The organism is Rhizobium sp. LjRoot254, assembly GCF_964254105.1.
Taxonomy (GTDB): Bacteria; Pseudomonadota; Alphaproteobacteria; order Rhizobiales; family Rhizobiaceae; genus Rhizobium_E.
Map to the genome: position 1 here is coordinate 3,753,985 of NZ_CAXUSM020000001.1, position 20,152 is coordinate 3,774,136.

21 protein-coding genes are annotated in these 20,152 nt (G+C 60.7%); 15 read left to right on the top strand and 6 right to left on the bottom strand.

Annotation, left to right across the window (positions count from 1 at the left end):
• Entirely contained in the window at positions 1-1,275 is a 1,275-nt protein-coding gene (locus ACSQ26_RS18470) for a DUF3422 family protein (RefSeq protein ID WP_436011374.1), read from the bottom strand.
• Positions 1,276-1,452: 177 nt separating this feature from the next.
• Here ACSQ26_RS18470 and ACSQ26_RS18475 point away from each other — a divergent pair, with 177 nt between their 5' ends.
• The 12 genes from ACSQ26_RS18475 (at position 1,453) to ACSQ26_RS18530 (ending at position 12,839) form a co-directional block, all read left to right on the top strand.
• A complete protein-coding gene (locus ACSQ26_RS18475) occupies positions 1,453-2,274 on the top strand; it encodes a FadR/GntR family transcriptional regulator (protein WP_436011376.1) in 822 nt (273 codons plus the stop codon).
• A 188-nt stretch (positions 2,275-2,462) separates the two neighbouring features.
• Complete coding sequence (locus ACSQ26_RS18480) at positions 2,463-3,602, top strand: alpha-hydroxy acid oxidase (RefSeq protein ID WP_436015346.1); 1,140 nt, start codon at positions 2,463-2,465, stop codon at positions 3,600-3,602.
• A gap of 59 nt (positions 3,603-3,661) precedes the next feature.
• Positions 3,662-3,931 carry a ribbon-helix-helix domain-containing protein gene (locus ACSQ26_RS18485; protein ID WP_436011378.1) on the top strand — a complete coding sequence of 90 codons (270 nt, stop codon included), beginning with the start codon at positions 3,662-3,664 and terminating at the stop codon, positions 3,929-3,931.
• On the top strand, positions 3,897-4,361 hold the full coding sequence (locus ACSQ26_RS18490) for a type II toxin-antitoxin system VapC family toxin (RefSeq protein WP_436011380.1): 465 nt from the start codon (positions 3,897-3,899) through the stop codon (positions 4,359-4,361). Before ACSQ26_RS18485 ends, ACSQ26_RS18490 begins: the two co-directional genes overlap by 35 nt.
• A 387-nt stretch (positions 4,362-4,748) precedes the next feature.
• Positions 4,749-5,219 carry an NUDIX hydrolase gene (locus ACSQ26_RS18495; RefSeq protein WP_436011382.1) on the top strand — a complete coding sequence of 157 codons (471 nt, stop codon included), beginning with the start codon at positions 4,749-4,751 and terminating at the stop codon, positions 5,217-5,219.
• Positions 5,220-5,284: 65 nt separating this feature from the next.
• A complete protein-coding gene (locus ACSQ26_RS18500) occupies positions 5,285-6,826 on the top strand; it encodes an inorganic phosphate transporter (RefSeq protein ID WP_436011384.1) in 1,542 nt (513 codons plus the stop codon).
• A 7-nt stretch (positions 6,827-6,833) separates the two neighbouring features.
• Positions 6,834-7,571: a 16S rRNA (uracil(1498)-N(3))-methyltransferase gene (locus ACSQ26_RS18505; RefSeq protein WP_436011386.1), complete on the top strand. Its 738-nt coding sequence runs from the start codon at positions 6,834-6,836 to the stop codon at positions 7,569-7,571.
• Between the two features lie 186 nt (positions 7,572-7,757).
• The gene (locus ACSQ26_RS18510) at positions 7,758-9,131 is read left to right on the top strand and encodes a glutamate--cysteine ligase (RefSeq protein ID WP_436011388.1); all 1,374 of its coding nucleotides are present in this window, start codon (positions 7,758-7,760) and stop codon (positions 9,129-9,131) included.
• A gap of 107 nt (positions 9,132-9,238) precedes the next feature.
• Positions 9,239-10,105, top strand: coding sequence for a DUF937 domain-containing protein (locus ACSQ26_RS18515; RefSeq protein WP_436011390.1), 867 nt, complete (start codon positions 9,239-9,241; stop codon positions 10,103-10,105).
• A 382-nt stretch (positions 10,106-10,487) separates the two neighbouring features.
• Complete coding sequence (locus ACSQ26_RS18520) at positions 10,488-11,207, top strand: sugar transferase (RefSeq protein ID WP_436011392.1); 720 nt, start codon at positions 10,488-10,490, stop codon at positions 11,205-11,207.
• A gap of 7 nt (positions 11,208-11,214) precedes the next feature.
• Positions 11,215-11,847 (top strand): thermonuclease family protein, encoded by a 633-nt coding sequence (locus ACSQ26_RS18525; RefSeq protein ID WP_436011394.1) that lies wholly within the window; start codon positions 11,215-11,217, stop codon positions 11,845-11,847.
• Between the two features lie 116 nt (positions 11,848-11,963).
• The gene (locus ACSQ26_RS18530) at positions 11,964-12,839 is read left to right on the top strand and encodes a calcium-binding protein (RefSeq protein WP_436011396.1); all 876 of its coding nucleotides are present in this window, start codon (positions 11,964-11,966) and stop codon (positions 12,837-12,839) included.
• Positions 12,840-12,913: 74 nt separating this feature from the next.
• Here ACSQ26_RS18530 and ACSQ26_RS18535 read toward each other — a convergent pair whose 3' ends face one another.
• Genes ACSQ26_RS18535 through ACSQ26_RS18555 form a run of 5 tightly spaced genes read right to left on the bottom strand, consistent with a single transcriptional unit; the run spans position 12,914 to position 16,994 of the window.
• Positions 12,914-13,702, bottom strand: a complete 789-nt coding sequence (locus ACSQ26_RS18535; protein ID WP_436011398.1) for a heme ABC transporter ATP-binding protein — start codon at positions 13,700-13,702, stop codon at positions 12,914-12,916.
• 1 nt (position 13,703) lies between these two features.
• Positions 13,704-14,813: a FecCD family ABC transporter permease gene (locus tag ACSQ26_RS18540; protein ID WP_436011400.1), complete on the bottom strand. Its 1,110-nt coding sequence runs from the start codon at positions 14,811-14,813 to the stop codon at positions 13,704-13,706.
• 9 nt (positions 14,814-14,822) lie between these two features.
• Positions 14,823-15,695, bottom strand: a complete 873-nt coding sequence (locus tag ACSQ26_RS18545; RefSeq protein WP_436011402.1) for a heme/hemin ABC transporter substrate-binding protein — start codon at positions 15,693-15,695, stop codon at positions 14,823-14,825.
• Positions 15,696-15,708: 13 nt separating this feature from the next.
• Positions 15,709-16,764: a hemin-degrading factor gene (locus ACSQ26_RS18550; protein ID WP_436011404.1), complete on the bottom strand. Its 1,056-nt coding sequence runs from the start codon at positions 16,762-16,764 to the stop codon at positions 15,709-15,711.
• 44 nt (positions 16,765-16,808) lie between these two features.
• Positions 16,809-16,994 carry a hemin uptake protein HemP gene (locus ACSQ26_RS18555; protein ID WP_436011406.1) on the bottom strand — a complete coding sequence of 62 codons (186 nt, stop codon included), beginning with the start codon at positions 16,992-16,994 and terminating at the stop codon, positions 16,809-16,811.
• Positions 16,995-17,208: 214 nt separating this feature from the next.
• On the opposite strand from ACSQ26_RS18555, the gene ACSQ26_RS18560 reads away from it, so the two are divergent.
• The 3 genes from ACSQ26_RS18560 to ACSQ26_RS18570 all read left to right on the top strand — a co-directional run bounded on the left by ACSQ26_RS18560 (position 17,209) and on the right by ACSQ26_RS18570 (position 20,151).
• Complete coding sequence (locus ACSQ26_RS18560; protein ID WP_436011408.1) at positions 17,209-18,573, top strand: TonB family protein; 1,365 nt, start codon at positions 17,209-17,211, stop codon at positions 18,571-18,573.
• 145 nt (positions 18,574-18,718) lie between these two features.
• A complete protein-coding gene (locus ACSQ26_RS18565) occupies positions 18,719-18,970 on the top strand; it encodes an acyl carrier protein (RefSeq protein WP_436011410.1) in 252 nt (83 codons plus the stop codon).
• Positions 18,970-20,151: an acyl-CoA dehydrogenase family protein gene (locus ACSQ26_RS18570; RefSeq protein WP_436011412.1), complete on the top strand. Its 1,182-nt coding sequence runs from the start codon at positions 18,970-18,972 to the stop codon at positions 20,149-20,151. Before ACSQ26_RS18565 ends, ACSQ26_RS18570 begins: the two co-directional genes overlap by 1 nt.
• Position 20,152 lies beyond the last annotated feature (1 nt).

Sequence of the window (20,152 nt, forward strand, 5' to 3'; positions counted from 1 at the left end):
CTATCCCTGCTGCACATCATGCCCGCGCCTGATCCTCCGCACAACGTACCAGACCCCCAAAACCGCGACAGGTACGAAGGCGCCGGTCAACAACGCGGGCTCGATCGTATCGCCTTCATGGAAGAACGCCTTCACCAGATAGCCGAACAGCCCTACGACATAATAGGAGATCGCGGCGACCGAGAGGCCTTCGACCGTCTGCTGCAGCCTGAGCTGCATCTCGGCGCGGCGGTTCATGGCGGTCAGCAGTGCGCCGTTCTGGCGTTCGAGCTCGACATCGATCCAGCTGCGGACGAGCGCATTGGCGCGGGTGAGCTTGCGACTGAGGTTCGCCTGCCGCTCCTCGACCGACTGGCAGGTACGCATGGCGGGGGCAAGCCGGCGCTCGAGGAAGGAGCCGACGTGCTCGAAGCCGGACACCGGGGTTTCGGCGAGCGCTGCGATGCGCTCCTTGACGATGCCGTAATAGGCGCGCGAGGCGCCGAAGCGGTAGAGCGCCACTGCGGCATTGGCTTCAAGATCGGCGGCGAGACGGGTGATCTCGGAGAGCACGGCGTCGGCATCATCGCGCGGCTCGGTCTTCATGCGCTGGGTGATGCCGGTCAGACCGTCTTCGATGCGGCGGATTTCAGGTGACAGCGTCTGTGCCAAGGGCAGGCCGAGCATGGCGAGCGTGCGGTAGGTCTCGATCTCCAGCAGGCGCTGGATCAGCGCGCCGGTGCCGAGCGGCGTAAGCGACCGGTCGACGACCAGGATCTGGGTCAGGCCATCACCGTTTTGCCGGAAGTCGGTATAGACACGTGCCTGGCCGTCCTTGACCTCGCTGTAACAGAGGCTGGTTTGGTCGAAGCAGGCGATTGCCCCTCCAATGCCTGGACCCTCCGGCCTCAGTTCGAGCCGAATGCCCGAGATCAGCGAACCCGGCGGTTTGAAGCCATCACCGAAGGGGTGCATGGTGACTTCGCCGCCGAATTTGTCCGGTATCGGCCCGTCCCAGAACCATGTCGAGAATTCCGTATGCTGCTCCCAGCGCAATGTGCCAGGTCCCCAGGCCATGGCGTGGTGGCGGGCATCGCGGCCGGGTGGGGTGACGCCGCGCTGGCGGGACATCTCGGCCATGACGGCATGATCGACGCCGGCGCCGCCATCCATCATGAAGGCGAGCTGGAAGATCACCCGCGGCGCTTTGACAAGCACATAGGGGCGCGAGTGAATCTCGCCCAATGCGCGTGCGCGATCCGGCGCCTGCGGAAATGAAAACATCCCGTTACCCATCGACAATGCCCCTGCCCCTATGTCCCGTGACACACTGTCGCGGAAACTGGGCGGAATTGAAACCGGACGCGTTGACGCAGCCGGCATTTCCTGAAGAAATCCGGTAAATCGGCAAGTGGACAGAAAAATTGACCACTTCTGCTTTGTTTGCTATCCGATTGTCAGGAGGCCGCTGAAATGGACGGGCTGTTCACGAGAATCGATCACGGGACCACTGCCGACGAAGCCGTCCGGCAGATCGAATTCCTGTTGCTCGACGGCGTGCTGTCGAGCGGCGACCGATTGCCCGGTGAACGGGAGCTGGCCGAACGGCTCGATATTTCGCGACCGGTGCTGCGCGATGCGCTCAAGGAGCTGGAAAGCCGGGGCCTGATCGTCAGCCGGCATGGTGGGGGCACCTATGTCGCCGACCTGATCGGCCAGGTGTTTTCCAAACCGGTCGCGGAACTGGTTGCCCGGCACGAGCGGCCGACACGCGATTATCTCGAATACCGGCGTGAGCTCGAAGGCTATGCGGCGGCACTGGCCGCACGCCGGGCGACAGCGGCCGACAGGACGCGAATCCAGGGCATCATCGGCCGGCTGCGGGACGCGCATGAGCGTGGGGATTTCCAGGCCGAGACAGACGGCGATATCGATCTCCACAATGCGGTGGGCGAGGCAGCGCATAACATCATCCTGATGCACACGCTGCGCGCCTGCTACAAGCTGCTCGCCGAGGGGATTTTCTTTCATCGCCGGTTGATCCTCGACCTGCCCGGCTCGCGCGCGAATATCCTCGCACAGCATGTCGGGATCGCCGAAGCGGTGCTGTCCGGCGACCCCGGTGCGGCGCGGCGGGCAGCCGAAATGCATATCGATTATGTCGCGGACGCGGTGGAAGAAGCCCGGCGTACGCTCGAGCGGGAAGCCGTCGCGAATCTCAGGAAGACGCAGTGGGAGACGATGCGCGCCGCCTCCCCGCAGACTGGCCGAAACGGAAAGGGGAACAGGACATGAGTTCGACGCTGGAAAGCGGAACCTCGATCACCAAACAGAGCGAAGGCGCGACTCCATCGGCCTCGACCAGTTCGGAGAGCCGCGCCGTCGTTCCGGTCACGGGCGGCCGCGATCTCGTACCCTACGACAAGACCAACAATCCGCCGGGGCTGATCGCCCGCTATGTGAATGCCATAAGGAAAGCAGAAATGAAGTCGGTCCTCACCATCGCCGAAATGAAGGAACTTGCGCGCCGCCGGGTGCCCAGGATGTTCTTCGATTATGCCGACAGCGGCGCCTGGACCGAAAGCACCTACCACGCCAACGAGGCGGACTTTTCCAAGATCAAGCTCCGCCAGCGGGTGCTGGTCGACATGACCGGCCGCTCGCTTGCGACCGAGATGGTGGGCGAAAAAGCATCGATGCCGGTGGCGTTGGCACCCACAGGCCTGACCGGCATGCAGCATGCCGACGGCGAAATGCTGGCGGCGCAGGCGGCCGAGGAATTCGGCGTGCCGTTCACGCTTTCCACCGTCAGCATCTGCTCGATCGAGGATGTCAAATCGGTGACCAGGAAGCCGTTCTGGTTCCAGCTCTACGTGATGAAGGACCGCGAATTCGTGGAGAACCTGATCGGCCGCGCCAAGGCCGCGGGTTGCTCGGCGCTGGTGCTGACGCTCGACCTGCAGATCCTCGGCCAGCGTCACAAGGATATCCGCAACGGCCTCTCCGCGCCGCCGAAATGGACGCCGAACCATGTCTGGCAGATGGCGACGCGGCCGGGCTGGTGCATGGGCATGCTCGGTACGAAGCGCCACACCTTCCGCAATATCGTCGGCCATGCCAAGAATGTGTCCGACCTGTCGTCGCTTTCGGCCTGGACCGCCGAGCAATTCGATCCGCAGCTTTCCTGGAAGGATGTGGAATGGATCAAGGAACGCTGGGGCGGCAAGCTGATCCTCAAGGGCATCAACGATGTCGAGGATGCGCGTGCGGCGGCGGGCAGCGGCGCGGATGCGATCATCGTCTCCAATCATGGCGGCCGGCAGCTCGACGGTGCAAGCTCTTCGATCGAGATGCTGCCACGCGTGGTGGATGCGGTCGGCGACCGCATCGAAGTCCATCTCGATGGCGGCATCCGTTCGGGCCAGGACGTGCTGAAGGCCGTGGCACTCGGCGCCAGGGGCACCTATATCGGCCGGCCGTTCCTCTATGGGCTCGGCGCGGGCGGCAAGGCTGGCGTCACCCGGGTGCTGGAGATCATCCAGAAGGAACTCGACATAACGATGGCGCTCTGCGGCAAGCGGAACATCGCGGATGTGGACCGGAGCGTGCTGCTCGAGGGGTGAGCCGGACTTGAAGATCTACGTAAAATGTATTACATTGTAATCACTTTATGGAGATCGTCATGTCGTCATCAACAATGGTCACTGCCCGCATTCCCGAGGCGCTCGTCGAAAAGCTTGACGAGGCGGCGCGCAAGCTTGGCCGGTCGCGCTCGTGGATCGTCAAGGAGGCACTTGAACGCCATCTCGCACAGGAACCGAAGAGTGTAACGCCCCGCACGAACGAGCGCAGGGATATCATGTCCTTTGCAGGTGCCGGTATTAAGTTGTCCAATCGGCGAACCGACGAAGAAATCGATGCTGAAATTCGTTGGCTTCGTGGCAATGATTGATATCGAAGGCGTCGCCGTCGCCTATGTGGACACCAATATTTTCATATACTTCGTCGAGTCGAGCAGCAGTCTTGGTGAGCGGGCACGAGCATGGATCGATGCGCTGAGACATGCGGACATCCCATTGGTCGTCAGCCGTCTAACCTTGCTTGAATGTCTATACGGACCGGCAAAGCATGGAGACGAGGAACTGATCTCGGCTTATCGCAATCTGCTCGAAGATGCCTCCATCGTTGAGATGCAGGAACTCGAGCATCACATCCTCAAGGATGCGGCCATGAAAGGTGGAAAACTCGGCCTCAAACTACAAGATTCCATACATTATTTCACGGCTTTACATTGCCAATGCGACCTCTTTCTTACAAATGACGCACGTTTCAGATCGATAGGCTCCATGCGAGTAATGTCCATCAATCCATCGACATCGTGACCTTGCAGTAATCGCCCCCGAGACGGCAGGGATAGCGGACGCCGCGAGAGCCGGATTTGCGTTGCGTTTCCGCACAGCGTCGTCCATCGACCTGTCCGCGACCCCGAACCAAAACGGGCCGCCCCGCTGGAAAATTCGGTACAGCGTCCCTAAATATGTCCAGAAGTGAAGCAACAATCGTTTCTCTGCCGCTGGTTGCCAAGAGATTGGTGGCGCAGAAAGCCAAAATATTCGCAATCAAGACATCGTTTATCCTTTTCGATAAGATTAAGTTGCGAATAAGCGTGTAAGCTCCGACGTTTAACGTCAAAAGCTACGCGCAATTTGCTAGTGTTATTAAATCGTGGTGCAGATTGATTCGACACGAATTCGAGGTGACTGACTGAAGTGAAGATCCTGTCCGAAATTTCCGATACGCTCTACCTGATGTTCCGCCGTCCGAAGCGGGCGCAATATGCGGCACTGTGCTACAGGGTGCGGGAGAATGGCGGAAGTCCGGATATCCTTCTCCTCACCAGCCGCGATACCGGCCGCTGGGTGATCCCCAAGGGTTGGCCGATGGGCGCCCGGCCGGGATATGAGGTGGCGGCACAGGAAGCGCTTGAGGAAGCCGGCGTGATCGGCGAGGCGGAACGCCAGCCGGTGGGCTGCTTCGGCTATGACAAAGCGATGGCGGAAGGCATGAAAATGCCCTGCGAGGTCCAGGTTCATGCGCTCAAGGTCACCGAGTATGCCGAGGAATACAAAGAAAAGGGCAAGCGCCGCATCGAATGGGTGAGCGCCGGGGAAGCGGAAATGCGCGTCCAGGAACCTGGATTGAAAAAGCTCATCCACGACTTTGCACAGCGCCGTAGCTGAAACGATTTTTACAGTTGCGGAACCGCTCGCTGCGGCGTTACCTGAACGTCGCAACGGATAGCGCAATGGCCGATACACAGTCACCCTTCGAAAAGCCGACGCTCGACAAGGATCTCGAGAAGCTCTCCTTCATCGAGGCCTCGACGCAATTCGTTATGATGAAGGCCGCCGGCCCCGGACTCGGCGTGATCTTCCTCGCACTGGCGGCACTTTTCTCGGCACTTTTCGTTTCCTCAAGCCCGGCGGCACTCGCCATCATCGCCGGCGCGGCCGTTGCGGCCTACATGGCGATGAATATCGGCGCCAACGACGTCACCAACAATGTCGGCGCTGCGGTCGGCGCCAAGGCCATTACGCTGGTCGGCGCGCTGTCGATCGCCTTCGTGTTCGAGATCGCCGGTGCCTTCTTCGCCGGCGGCAATGTCGTGCAGACCATCAAGTCAGGTATCGTCAATCCCTATGCGATCGGCGATTCGAACCTCGTGATCGCCATCATGCTGAGCGCGCTGCTGTCGGCTGCGATCTGGATCAACATCGCGACATGGATCAACGCGCCTGTCTCGACGACGCATTCGATCGTCGGCGGCATCATGGGAGCCGGTGCGGCGGGCGCGGGCATGGGCGCGGTCAACTGGACGGTGATGGCGCAGATCGCGGTCAGCTGGGTGGTTTCGCCGGCATTCGGCGCGGCAATTGCCATCGGCTTCCTCTGGTTCATCAAGGAAACCATCATCTATGCCGAGGACAAGGTGACGGCGGCGTGCAAATGGGTGCCGGTGCTTCTTTCCATCATGGCCGGATCCTTCCTCACCTATCTGCTGGTCGTTCTGCGCCAGGGGCGTTTCCCCGGGGTCACCAACTGGCATGCCATAGCCATTGGCGTGTTGTTCGCGATTGCTTCGTATTTCTGGCTGCGGATCGCCGTCAGGAAGCAGGCGGTGGGGCTTGAGAACCGCAACCAGTCGCTCAAGGTGTTGTTCCGGATGCCGCTGATCTTCTCCGCGGCGATGCTATCCTTTGCCCACGGCGCCAACGATGTCGCCAACGCCATCGGGCCGCTGGCGGCGATCGTCGAGGCGACCGGCATCCAGACCGTCGCCCGCAATCTCGACGCGCCCTATTGGGTGACGACGATCGGTGCGCTGGGCATTTCCGTCGGTCTGGCGCTGTTCGGGCCGCGGCTGATCCGTGTCGTGGGTACGCAGATCACCAAGCTCAATCCGGTGCGCGCCTTCTGCGTGGCGATGGCGGCGGCGATCACCGTCATCATCGCCTCGGCGCTTGGCCTGCCGGTGAGCTCCACGCATATCGCGGTGGGCTCGGTCTTCGGCGTGGGGCTGTTCCGCGAATGGTACACAGCCAATTCGGCAAAGCGGCGCGACTATATCCTCGCGCGAGCGGAGCCGCACGACGTGCCGGAAATATTGAAAGCCGCCAAGCGGGCCGAGGAAGACGGAGACGATGGCGGCGATAGTGGCGACCGCAGCTATCGTTATCTCGTGCGCCGCTCGTATCTCGCCTCGATCCTCGCCGCATGGCTTGTCACGGTGCCGGCGTCCGGGTTACTGGCTGCGCTTCTCGTCATCATCCTGCGGCCCCTGATCTGAGTTTGCCATGCGCGCCAATTTTCGCCTCCAGCGGCTCTTCGTCGAAAGCGATATCGTCAGCGGCAAAGCGCTGCCGGTCAGCGACGGCCAGTTCAACTATCTCCACAACGTACTCCGGCTGGAGGATGGCGCCGAACTGCTGGCGTTCAACGGCCGCGATGGCGAGTGGCTGGTGAAGCTTTCGTATCCCTCGCGCAAGAAGATCCTGCTTGAGCCGGTCGAGCGAACCCGACCGCAGCCGGGGCCTTGCGATCTGCATTATCTCTTCGCGCCGCTGAAGGTCGGCCGGCTCGACTATCTGGTGCAGAAGGCGGTCGAGATGGGCGCGGGCGTGCTGCAGCCGGTGATGACGCAGCATGTGCAAGGCAAGATCGGATCGATCGACCGGCTTCGCGCCAATGCGGTCGAGGCCTCGGAACAATGCGGCATCCTCGCTATCCCCGAAGTGCGCGATCCGGTGCGGTTGATCGACCTGCTGGAGACCTGGGATCGAAATCGCCGGATCATCTATTGCGACGAGGGTGCGGAGACCAACAATCCGATGTCGGCGCTGGGGAACATCCAGGAAAAGCATCTCGCCTTGCTGATCGGTCCGGAGGGCGGCTTCTCCGCCGAGGAGCAGGCGATATTGCGCGGCCTCGACTTCGTCACGCCAATTCCGCTCGGACCACGGATACTGCGCGCCGATACCGCCGCCGTGGCGGCCATGGCCGTGATACAGGCAAGTATCGGCGACTGGGAGTGAACACGGGTCGCGCGCAACGAACCTCAGCCCCGCTCATTCTTGCCGCCCTCCGAAATACAGAACTTCATTCAGCGAAATTTGAAGCTGCTTGAATCCTTTTCACTTGCATCGCATCTAAAACCCGTTCAACGATCCCCGCCGGTTCCTGGCCCCTTGAAGGCCTTTCCCTTTATCGAAGAAGTTCACATGGCACGCGACACCACCGACAGCACGCTCGTCTCCTCGAAAGACGAGCTGATCGCTTATCTCGACGCCGGCTCCAAGCCTGAAGAGAAATTCCGCATCGGCACCGAGCACGAGAAATTCGTGTTCTTCTCGGCGGACGACAGCCCGGTTCCCTATTTCGGCGACGCGGGGATCAAGACCATTCTCGATACGATGCAGGCGCGGACCGGCTGGGAGCCGATTATCGATGCCGGCAACATCATCGGTCTCGCCGGACCCGACGGGATGGGCGCGATCTCGCTCGAACCCGGCGGCCAGTTCGAACTGTCGGGTGCACCGCTCGAAAACCTGCATGAGACATGCAAGGAGACCAACCAGCACCTGGCGCTGGTACGCGAAATCGGTGAGCCGCTCGGCATCTCCTTCCTCGGCATGGGCGGCAGCCCGAAATGGACCTTCGCCGAAACGCCCCGCATGCCGAAATCGCGCTACGCGATCATGAGCCGCTACATGCCGAAGGTCGGCACCAAGGGGCTCGACATGATGTACCGGACGTGCACGATCCAGGTGAATCTGGACTTCTCGTCCGAGACCGACATGCGCCGCAAGATGCAGGTGTCGCTGAAGCTGCAGGCTCTGTCGACGGCGCTGTTCGCAAGTTCGCCCTTCACAGAGGCCAAGCCGAACGGCTTGAAGAGCTGGCGCGGCGATATCTGGCGCGATACCGACAACCAGCGCGCGGGTCTTCTGCCCTTTGCGTTCGGGCCGGATTTTGGCTTCGAGCACTATGTCGAATGGGCGCTCGACGCGCCGATGTATTTCGTCGTCCGCGACGGCAAGTATCACGACTGTACGCACATCACCTTCCGCCAGGCGATGGCGGGCGCGCTGAAGGGCGAGCTTGCCGACTGGGAAATCAACATGGGTGACTGGACCAACCACCTCTCGACACTGTTTCCGGATGTCCGCCTCAAGCGCTTCCTCGAAATGCGCGGCGCCGATGGCGGCCCGTGGCGGCGCATCTGTGCCCTGCCCGCCTTCTGGGTGGGCCTGCTCTATGATGCCTCAGCGCTCGATGCCGCCGAGGCGCTGACCCGCGACTGGACCTTCGATGAAGTGCAGGTGCTGCGCGACACGGTCCCCGTCCAGGGCATGGACGCGAGCTTCCGCGGCCGCAGCCTGTGGGATCTCGGCCGCGAAGTGGTCGATATTTCGCGCACTGGGCTGAAGTCGCGGGCGCGCTTCAATTCCTCGGGACAGGACGAGGGCGTATTCCTCGCGCCGCTCGATGAGATGATCGCCAAGAAATCCACCCTCGCCGACGACATGCTGTCGTTGTGGAAGGGACGCTGGGCGGGCGACATCGACAACGTATTTGAAGATTATCAATATTGATCGGCCCGGGGCAGCGAATGCCGCCCTTTTATTGCGGGATAAATTCCTGTTTGATTCTCGCCTATTAGGGCTATAGTGCGGCATTCCGTCTCGTGGAAAGGATTGCCATGCTCCCGCTGTTCGAAATGATGATGAAGGCCCAGAACGGCGACGCCATGGATGCCATGGCCAAGCAGTTCGGGCTGGCTCAGGAACAGATGCAGCAGGCGATGGCGGCGCTGATGCCTGCTTTTTCCACCGGCCTCAAGCGATCTGCTGCCAACCCTTACGACTTCTCCTCGCTGATGGCGGCGGCGGGCAGCGGCAATTACGCCAAATATTTCGAGGACATGACCAAGGCCTTTTCGCCGCAGGGCATCGCCGACGGCAACAATGCGCTCGGCATGATCTTCGGCTCCAAGGATGTTTCCCGCGCGGTGGCGGCGCAAGCCGAGCAGATGTCCGGCATCGGCCAGGAGGTCTACAAGCAGATGCTGCCGGTAATCGCCAACACCATGATGGGCGGCTTCTTCAAGCAGATCGCGGGGCAGTTCCAGGCAGCCGGCGACGCCATCTCCAAAGGCAACCCGCCGGATTTCTTCGGCCAGTGGATGGAAGCTGCCGGAATGAAGGAAAAGCCGAAGGCCGAGAGCAATCCCTTTCTCAACAATCCGTTCACGCAGGGCTTCCAGTCCTTCATCCAGCAGGCGGGTGCCGCCAATGCGGGCCAGGGCGCAAATCCCTTCGCCAACCCTTTCCTCGACATGTTCGTCGGATCGATGACGCGCGACGGAGCAACCCCGACGGGCGACACGCCGACAGACAAACCATCTGCCGCCAGCGCTACAGCCGCGGACGCCAACCCCTTTGCAGGGCTGTTCAACCAGATGTTCGATAGCGGCGTCGAAGTGCAGAAAAGCTATCAGAAAAACGTGGAATCCATTTTCGACAGCTATATGTCGAGCCTTCGGGGCAGCGGCAAGACGGATCGCTGATCGCATTCGCCAGCATGAACGTGCCCTTCAGCCGCCATTCATCAACGGTGGGGTAATCCAGCATGGCAACAAGTTGATGATACAGGAGATATGCCACATTCGCAGGCCTGCAATGCTCCAGCCGCAAACCTCGGGAGTGTCCCGGGAAAATCTTGGCACAGAGCCGCAGTGATCTGGAACAGATTCCCGCCTTTTGGCGTTATGGGCCACAATTCCGTGCATTTCTTGCTATGAAAAGAATTTTGCTGCGGAGCGGCGCTCAGGTGGAACGTGGTGAAGTTTCCGTAAAGCATGGTGACAGCGATACATGTTTGATCTAAGAAAAATCGGCTCCCTCAGGGAAATAATCAAAGTCGGGCAATCAGTTATGCATCCTGCCAATTTGCGTTCAGCGGTAGCGATCTCGGCCAATGGCCGTGAACAGGTCGTCACCGTCGGTGGGCTCGCAACACCCGAAACCAAGGATCGCGACTGGAAGAATGTTGCACTGCGCAAGCCGTGGAACTTTGCCGCAAAGCGCGTGCTCGATATCGCCGTGTCGGCCTCCGCATTGATGATTCTGCTGCCCTTTTTCCTGGCGATCGCTTTCGCGATCAAATGGGAGAGCGAGGGTCCGGTCTTCTTCATGCAGAACCGCTGGGGCCGCGGCGGCAGAATGATCCGCATCTTCAAGTTCCGCTCGATGCGCGACGATCTCGGCGACGTGACCGGCGTGGCGCAGACGCGCAAGAACGATCCGCGCGTGACCCGCACCGGCGCCTTCCTGCGCAAGACCAATCTCGATGAACTGCCGCAGCTGATCAACATCCTGCTCGGCGACATGTCGCTTGTCGGCCCGCGCTGCCACGTGCCCGGCATGCAGGCCGGCGGCATGCTGTACGAAGATCTGGTCAAGGATTACCACCTGCGCCATCTCGTGCGTCCGGGCCTGACGGGCCTTGCCCAGGTCAACGGCTTCCGTGGCCCGACCGATAGCGAGGATCTGGCGCGCAGCCGTTTCAATCACGACATCGAATATATCCGCAGCTTCAACGTCTGGATGGATATCAAGATCCTGGCCGGCACTCTGGTCAAGGAAATCCGCGGCGGCACCGGCTTCTGATTTGGACATGCTACTGAACAAAACGGCCGGCGCGGTGACATTCCGCTCCGGCCGTTTTGGTTTCATGACTTCCTTTGTCCCGCGCATAGCAGTTGCGTTTCTTCTGGTCGCCGCGTCGATCACGACCGGGCATGGAGAGGACGCGCCGCTATGGACCGAGCAGCCGACACGGATCGATCGCTCGAAGCAGCACTTCAAGCGCCTGCCCGCAGTCAAAATTGCGCGGGACAGCCGCCTCTGGCTGTTGGTTCCTTCACGAATCACGGTGCTGGACAGCGCAAGCTTCGTCATCGGCAAGCAACAATATCAGATCGCCAACATTCGGCCGGTGAAGCCGCAAAGACTCTGCCAGGCGATCGAAGGCGGCCGGTGGCCGTGCGGCCGCATGGCTTCGATCTTTCTCGGCAACCTGGTGCGCAACAAGCGCCTCCTCTGCGATATCAACAAGGTCGGCAGGAAGCTGATGCTGAGCAATTGCGTAATCGGTGTGCGCGATGTTGCCGCAGCAATCGTCGCCAACGGCTATGGAATGGCGGAGGCGGGCAAGGTGCTGCTCGCGGTGCAGGCCGATGCCCAGAAGGCCCTCGGCAAGGGCCTCTGGCGCAATCCGCTATGCACTACGGACTTCGACAATTGCTGACGCGCCCGTGCTCATCACAGGACGATTAGCATGTCGAAGACGCTCATTTTATCTTGACAGTTTTTGTCATCTTAAATAGTTGACTTCCATACTCATATTTATGGAAGGACACGCCGATGGCGATCACCATTACCCTCGATGACGCGAACAATGACGGCAAGGGCATCAACTTCAATGCCTATTTGAAGGGCTTCGACAAGCGGTTCGAGCCGAGCGGCCGGGGCGGATTCGTCAACGGATATGAGACTGTCACCCCTGAAACCGGCTTTTCCGCCGGCGGCGACGATTACGTCAGCTGGGATGGCAAGAGGAACGGCCAGAGCGTGATCTTCGAGGGCGGAGACGACGGCTGGGCCTATACCTTCAACGGACCAGACGGGGTTTACGGCACGAAGGACGACCACACCATGTCGGGCGATATCACGGCCATCACGCTTGGCACCGGCACCAAGGAGTCCAGCGACAACCCGGAATATACGAATAACGGCGAAATCAACATTGCCTTCGATGAGTTCAACGTCAACAGCTACAGCAAGCACTGGCTTAGCGATCTTGGCAATGGCGAGACAAAGGGCCTGCTGAATTTCCTCAACAGCGATGTCATCGAGTTCACGGGCTCGGCAGGCAGGGACACGTTCACCTCCTACAAGATGAGCGATACGCTTCATGGCGAAGGCGGCCGCGATATTCTCAACGGTGGCAGGGGCAGTGACACGATCCATGGCGACGAAGGCAACGACAGGCTGACTGGCAGTTTTGGCATCGACACGTTCGTGTTCGAGGTGGGCGACGGCAAGGACAGGATCACGGACTTCGGCAAGGGCGCCGACAAGATCGATTTCAGCGGCATGTTCGACAATTTCGATGCCGTCGTCGATGCTGCTACTTCGAGCAATGCAGGCGTGACGATCGCCTATGATGGCGGCAGCGTGCTGCTGATGGGCGTAAAGCTTGCAGACCTGCAGGAAGCCGATTTTGTCTTCCCGATCTGATTTAGTCGATGAGGTAAAGCAAAGCCCTGCCGGTGCGAACCGGCGGGGCTTTTTCGTGCATAACGAGGCTGATGTCAGGCTGCAACGAGTGGCGTCAGCACGCGGATCAGGCCAGTCTCCGGCTCACGGGTGACCGACAGGCGGCATCCGTAGACCTCTTCCAGAGCGTCCTCATTGAGGACTTCGGCCGGCGTACCCGCCATATGCAGGCGCCCGCCCTTCAGCATCACGATATGATCCGCGAACATCGCGGTGAGATTGAGGTCGTGCATGACGGCGATCACGCCACCACCCCGAGAAGCGAATGCCTTGGCGAGCTTCATGATGGCGATCTGGTGCCGGATATCGAGGCTGGCAACGGGCTCGTCGAGGAACAGCCAATTGGCTTGGCCAGCGCGCACCGCCTCGGGGATCTGGCAGAGGACGCGGGCCATGTGCATGCGGGATTGCTCGCCGCCCGACAGTGCAGTCGCCACGCGGCGTTCGAAGCCCTTGAGATCGACGGCTTCCAGCGCACGGGCCATGACCCTGTCGGCTTCCGCGGCATCATGAGTGTCACCGGCGACGACGCCCATCTCCAGCACTTCGCGCACGAGGAAGGGAAAGCCGAGGCTGATCGACTGGGCGAGCACGGCGCGTGAGAGCGCGAGTTCCTTCGGGCTCATGGCCTTCAGGTCGCTGCCGTTGAAACGGACTCTCCCCTCGAATTTCCGCTCGCCGGAAATCGCCTTCATGGTCGTGGTCTTGCCAGAACCGTTCGGGCCGATGATCGCGGTCAACTTGCCGGGCGTGGCCTTGAAGCTCAAATCCTTGACGACCTGCCTGCCGGACAGCGTGACGGATATGTTGTCGATCTCGATCATCTCACATCACCCGTCCGGAGCGATCCTTGAGCAGGATCCAGAGGAAGAACGGTGCGCCGATGAGGGCGGTGAGAATGCCGATCGGCAGTTCGGCGGGCGCCACGATGATGCGGGTGATCATGTCGGCAACCAGCAGCAGGCTGCCACCCAGCAACGCCGAGGCCGGCAGCAGGAACCGGTGATCCGGCCCGACCCAGATGCGGATGAGATGCGGCACGATCATGCCGATGAAGACGATGCCGCCCGACAGCGCCACCGATACACCGGTCGCTGCCGCGACCATGACGATCGCAACGCGCTTGAAGCGTTCGACGGGCACGCCCATGTGGAAGGCAGCAGCCTCGCCGAGCGTGAATGCGTTCAGTCCCCGGGCCAGGAACGGAAGCGTCAACAGCGCTGGCAGGATGACGACCGCTGCGATCGCCGCTTTCTGCCAGGTCGAGCCGGCAAGCGAGCCGAGGCTCCAGAAGGTGATGTCGCGGATCTGGGTATCATCGGCCACATAGATCAGCAGGCCCGTCAGGGCCATGCCGAGGGCGGAGATGGCGATGCCCGCGATCAGCATCGTGGCGATCTGTGTTTCGCCGTCGCGGCGGCCGAGGCGGTAGAGAATGAAGGTGACGATCAGGGCGCCGATGAATGCCATGACCGGGAGCGTGAAGATGCCGAGGATTGCGGTGATCGGGGCAAGCACCGTTCCGCCAAGAACGATCGAGGACACCGCGCCCAGGCTGGCACCCGAGGTCACGCCGAGCACACCGGGATCGGCAAGCGGATTGCGGAACAGACCCTGCATCGTCGCGCCCGAGGCAGCCAGTGCGGCTCCCACCAGGAAGCCGACGGCCGCACGCGGCATGCGAACCTCTGTTATGACGATGCGGTCACGCAGGACATCGAGAGCGTTGTCGGATCCTCCCAGGAGAAGGTTCCTGAGGAGCCCGGTCACCGAGGCGGTGCTGGCGCCGGTCATAACAGATATGAGCAGCATGGCGACGGCGAGGATGCCCAGCGCCGGCAGGCCATAGGCGAGCGCCCGAGCGCCGCGATCGTGGCCGGCGCGCGGTCCACTCGACGCAATCTCGTCGCGGCCGACTTCCATATTCAGTGCCATTTCTAGAGCCTAGCCGCCGTAGAGCTTCTCGTAGACCTTGCGGATTGCATCGCCGGTACGCGGCCCGAAGAGCAATGCGCTGCCGCCAAGGCGGATAACCTTCTTGGCCTGGCCGGCAGGCGTCAAAGCCACCGCAGGATTGGCAAGAATGTCCGCCTCGGACACTGTCTGGCCGCCAGTGTCCATGAGGAGAATGACATCCGGCTTGGCATTGATCACGGCTTCGTCGTTGAGCGGCTTGTAACCGTGAAAGTCCGACGTCGCATTGATGCCGCCGGCGAGTGCGATGATGCCGTGTGCAGCCGTGTGCTCGCCGGCAGCCATGATCTTGCCGTTCTGCACAGTCATCACGAAGAGAACCCGCTTGCGCTTGGCTTCCTCGATCTTGCTCGCATCGGTCACGGCGGAATCGACATCGGCTGCAACTTTCGCCGCCAGTTCATCCGCCTTGGTATCGGCGCCCAGCGCCTTGCCGACCGCCTTGATCTTGGCGACGAGCGCATTGCGATCATAGCCTTCTGGTATGAAGGCCAGCGGCACGGATGCCTTGCTCAGGACGTCGATCGTTTCCTTGGGTCCGCTGCCCTGGATCAGAAGAATGGCCGAGGGATTGACCGACAGCACGCCCTCCGGCGACAGCGCCCGCATATAGCCGATGCTCGGCAGTCTGTTGACCTCATCCGGATAGAAGCTGGTGATATCGCGTGCGATAACCTTGTCGCCATAACCCAGCGCAAAGACGATTTCGGTTACGGCGCCGCCGACCGTCACCAGACGCGACGTGTCCACCGGCTTGATCTCCTGTGCAGCCACGGGGCCAGCCACGAGAGACAGAGCTGCGAACGCAAGGAGGGCGCGCCGGCTGAGGGTCATTGCAAGCATGGTCTGTCTTTCTTTAAGCGGCTGCGGCGGTATCGATGGTCGACAGGCCCTCGACGAGCGCCCGCCATTCGGCCATCTCGACATTGCCTTCCTTGCGCTTGCCGAAGAACTGGATGATCATCTCACCATTCTTGTCATAGGCTTCGAGCGAGGTGACGTGACCATCCTTGGTCGGCTTGCGCACGGCCCAGGCTTCAGTGATGTGATCGGCGCGCAGGTGCAGGTGGAAAGTCGGGTCCATGACATTGAGCCAGGGTCCCATCGGCGCGACATTCGACACCGGGCCGGTATGGATTTGCACGATGCCGCGATTGGCGACGAAGCACATCAGGTTGACCTGGCTTTCGACGGCCTTGGCGAAGAACTCGGTCGCGACGCCATCGGCGAGCTTCCAGGCGTAATCGGCGCCGACGTTGCGAACCGCAGCACGGCGATCGATGTCGAGCTTCTTCAGCATCATGAAAAATTCGTGCGTGTCGGTCATCTTCGACCAATGGTCGCGAAGTTCGGCGACATCGAAGCCCTCGGTGCGGCCGGCGGCCATCCTGGTGAAGGGCTGGACGGTGAAATCCTGGCTCTGGTCCTCGATGCGGAAATCGGCGACGATCTTCTCATAGGCTTCAAGATTGGATTCGGGGCGCAGATGCACCTTGTGGATCGCTTCGCCCGACTTGTCGAAATATTGCAGCGACCGGCGGACCGTCTCGCCATCGGTCTTGGTGACCGCGAAGGCGTGCGCCCAGACCCAGTTGAAGATGCGCAGGTCGATATTGGCGCCCAATGTCAGCGACGTCTTCTCGCCGATCTCGATATTCTCATAGACGCCGATCTTTTCGTGCACGGCGCTTTCGTTGCGGCTAAGCGCCATGACCACGCCCATTTCGGGTGCCCGCTCGAGCAGCTTGTTGGGGCTGGCATCGATACGGATCGCGGTGAGGCCGACTTCGGCTGCGACGAGGGCTGCTTCGGAAATGCCGAGATTGGCGGCGATGTCACGCTCGCGGAGCTTGGGATTCTCGACGCGGTAGGCGCGAATTTCGGATGGCGTCGGAGCCTTTGTTTCGGTCATGTCTTTTTGTCCCTTCCCTGGGTATCTGCCTGGGTCTTCATACTTCATTTGTTGAGAATGAGCTTGCCTTGCTTGGTGATCTTCATCCGGTAATCGGCCCCGGCATGGTGGATGACGATCTCCCGGCGCCCGGCAAACAGCGTCTGCGTGTCGTATTCGGGGAGCGTAGCCTCGGCCGGAAGCGACGCCTGCCCCGTGCCGGCATCCTTCTTCTCGAGTTCCACCATCATCACGTCTCTCCGTGCCCCGCGTCCCCGGGACCAATCCCGCTGGTCCCACGCGCTGCCAATCAAGGTCAATTCATTGTTGACTTCGATACTCATATTTCAATAATGACGCAATAGCTGACAATCGTTGTCAAGTTAATTTCTCCCGACCCAAGGAGCCGCACGTGATGAAGCCGACCATACGGGCCGGTGCGCGGCCGGACGATACCGACTGAAAATGGCGATAACAGACCCGAAAGTGGTGCAGATCAGGGAGTTGCGGTTCAAGCCCGCCAATTCCAACGATCGTGCGCGCGCGGGTCTGGAGCATGATTTCAAGGACGTGCCGCCCTGCGCCTTCGGCAGGGACGACGGCATCTCGCCCTATATGGGCTCCGACTCGGGGATATCAGGCTTTCCGGATGCGCCGGGAAAGCAGGCCGTATTGCTCGATGTGGACATCCCGCCCGTCAAGCAGGAGCCGGCGGGTTCGGGCCACTCGCTGGCATACAAGCTGCTTCGGGATGGATTCGGGCTTTCCGTCTTTCTTCATGCGGTTGCGGCTCTGGCGGTCACATACCTGACCATCAGCCTGCCGGATGAGAGCGTGCTCAACGAGGGCGAGACGGTTCTCGCTGTCGAGATCTACAGCGAGACGAATTCAGAGGTCGCCGCCGTCAAGCAGCAGACGGAACAGGAAGGCGAGGAAATCGAGGAACCGGTTGTCGAGAAGGCAGAGGTCAAGCCGGAGCCGGTCAAGCAACCCGAGAAAGTCGAAAAGCCGGTCAAACAGGCCGAGCTGCCGGAACCGGTGAAAGAGCCGGAGAAGGTCGAAAAGCCCGTCGTAACCACGGATCAACCGGAAGTGCTGATGAGCAAAGAGCCCTCCACTTTCGCAGTGGAACAGGTGGCGAAACAGATTCTCGAGACATCCGAGATCAAGCCGCTGCCGGATGCCCTGCCCTCTGTGCTGGTCACGCCGGTACCCGTAGAGGAAAAAAAACGCGAGTCGAAGCTCGCCCAGCCGCTCGCTCACCCGGTTTCCAAGCCGCGCGTTGTCCTGAAGCTGGCGGAGGTCAAGCCCGTTGAGAAACCTGTCGAGAAAAAGGAAGAGCCAAAGAAGGAAGAGCTGAAAAAGCCTAAGCCGGAGCCCAAGAAGCAGGCCATCGAAACGCCAGAGAAGAAGCCGGTCAAGAAGAAGGTCATGCGGCAAGACGGCAATGCCGACGAGAATTCAACCAAGGGCCGCGACACTGCGAAGGTCAAGGATGGCGCCAGCCAGGACGCATCGCAGGGCAATTCGAAGAAGAAGCTGAAAGGCAACGCGGCCCTCACGAACTACAAGGGTTTGGTCGACAGAAAGATCGACCGCGCCAAGAAACGCATCAAGGTTGGCGCGAGAGGCCAGGCGGTCGTCACGTTCACTATCAATGCCGATGGCAACGTCAGCAATCTTCGCATCAAGAAAAGCTCCGGCAAACCGGCAATCGACAAAGGAGCCCAGGAGGTAATCCGGAAGTCTGCGCCCTTTCCACCTATTCCTGCGGAGCTTGGCGCCAAGAGCCTTCGCTATCAGAAGACTATCGCCTTCACTGGCAAGTAACGCACTGTATTTGCTCAAATTTGAGCTATCAAAAACATCCAATCTTAACCACCCCGTTTAGTTAATCCTTATGTAGTTGCGGATATGTTTTGTGCCAATCCGGCATGAACGCCTGGAACTAAGCCTTAACGGAAGGGAAACGGGGATGAACAACACCATTCGTGAACTGCTCAAGAAGCATGCCGGCCTGCCGGTCGACGTCGCCGATCTCGCCGATGGCACTGACCTCTACGCAGCGGGCCTCTCGTCCTTCGCGTCGGTGCAGCTGATGCTGGCGCTCGAAGAGAACTTCGACATCGAATTTCCCGATAGCCTGTTGAACCGCAAGTCGTTCCAGAGCATCGAGGCCATCGCCCGCACCGTCGCTTCCATCGTGGACGACAGAAAGGTCGCGTGATGAACATCCCCGTCAATCTCGCCATTGGCAGCCTGACGGAACGGGCCGCCCGGGTGGCGGCTGTCGCCCGCGCCTTTGCCGATCAGGTCGACCAGAAGAGCCGCTTCCCGGTTGAAGCGGTCGATGCGATGAAGGCCGAGCGCCTTCTCTCGATCCAGATCCCCGCCGAGCTCGGCGGCGAAGGTGCGCGCACCGGCGAGATCGCCGAACTCTGCTCGATCATCGCCCAAGCCTGTGCCTCGTCGGCCATGGTGTTCGCCATGCATCACATCAAGCTTTCGAGCCTGGTGGAGCACGGCATCCACACCGAATGGCATCGCGGCTTCATGCGCCGCATCGTCTCCGAACAGCTGCTGATCGCATCCGCGACCACCGAAGGCGGCATCGGCGGCAATCTGCGCAATTCGATCTGCGCCATCGAGGTCGAGGACGGCATTTGCCGCCTGACCAAGGATGCGACTGTTATTTCCTACGGCCAATATGCCGAAACGATCCTGATCACCTCACGCGCCCATAAGGACGCGGTCTCCACCGACCAGGTGATGACCGTGTTCACCAAGGACCAGTATTCGCTGGTCAAGACGCAGGACTGGGATACGCTGGGCATGCGCGGAACCTGCTCCGAGGGCTTCATGTTCACCGGCGAAGCGCCGGCCGAACAGATCTTCTCCAAGCCGTTCGCCGAAATCGCGGCGCAATCGATGCTCGCCAACAGCCACATCCTGTGGAGCGGCGTATGGTACGGCATCGCGGTCGATGCTGTCGGCCGTGCGCAGAGCTTCGTGCGCGGTGCGGCCAGGAAGACGCCGGGCGTCGTGCCGCCGGGTGCGCTTCGTCTCGCCGAGGTCTCGAACCTTCTGCAGATGATGAAGTCCAATGTCGTCGCTGCGATCAAATCTTACGAGATTGCCAGGGAAGACGAGGAAAAACTGTCCTCGGTCGCCTTCGCGGTCGCCATGAACAATGTGAAGATCGCTTCCTCGGAGACGATCCTTATCATCATCAACCACGCCATGCTGATCTGCGGGATCATGGGCTACAAGAACGGCACGCCGTTCAGCCTGGGCCGGCATCTGCGTGACGCGCATTCCGCACAACTGATGATTTCCAACGACCGAATTCTCGGCAACACGTCCACCATGCTCCTGATCCACAAACAGGACACCAGCCTACTGGGGTAAG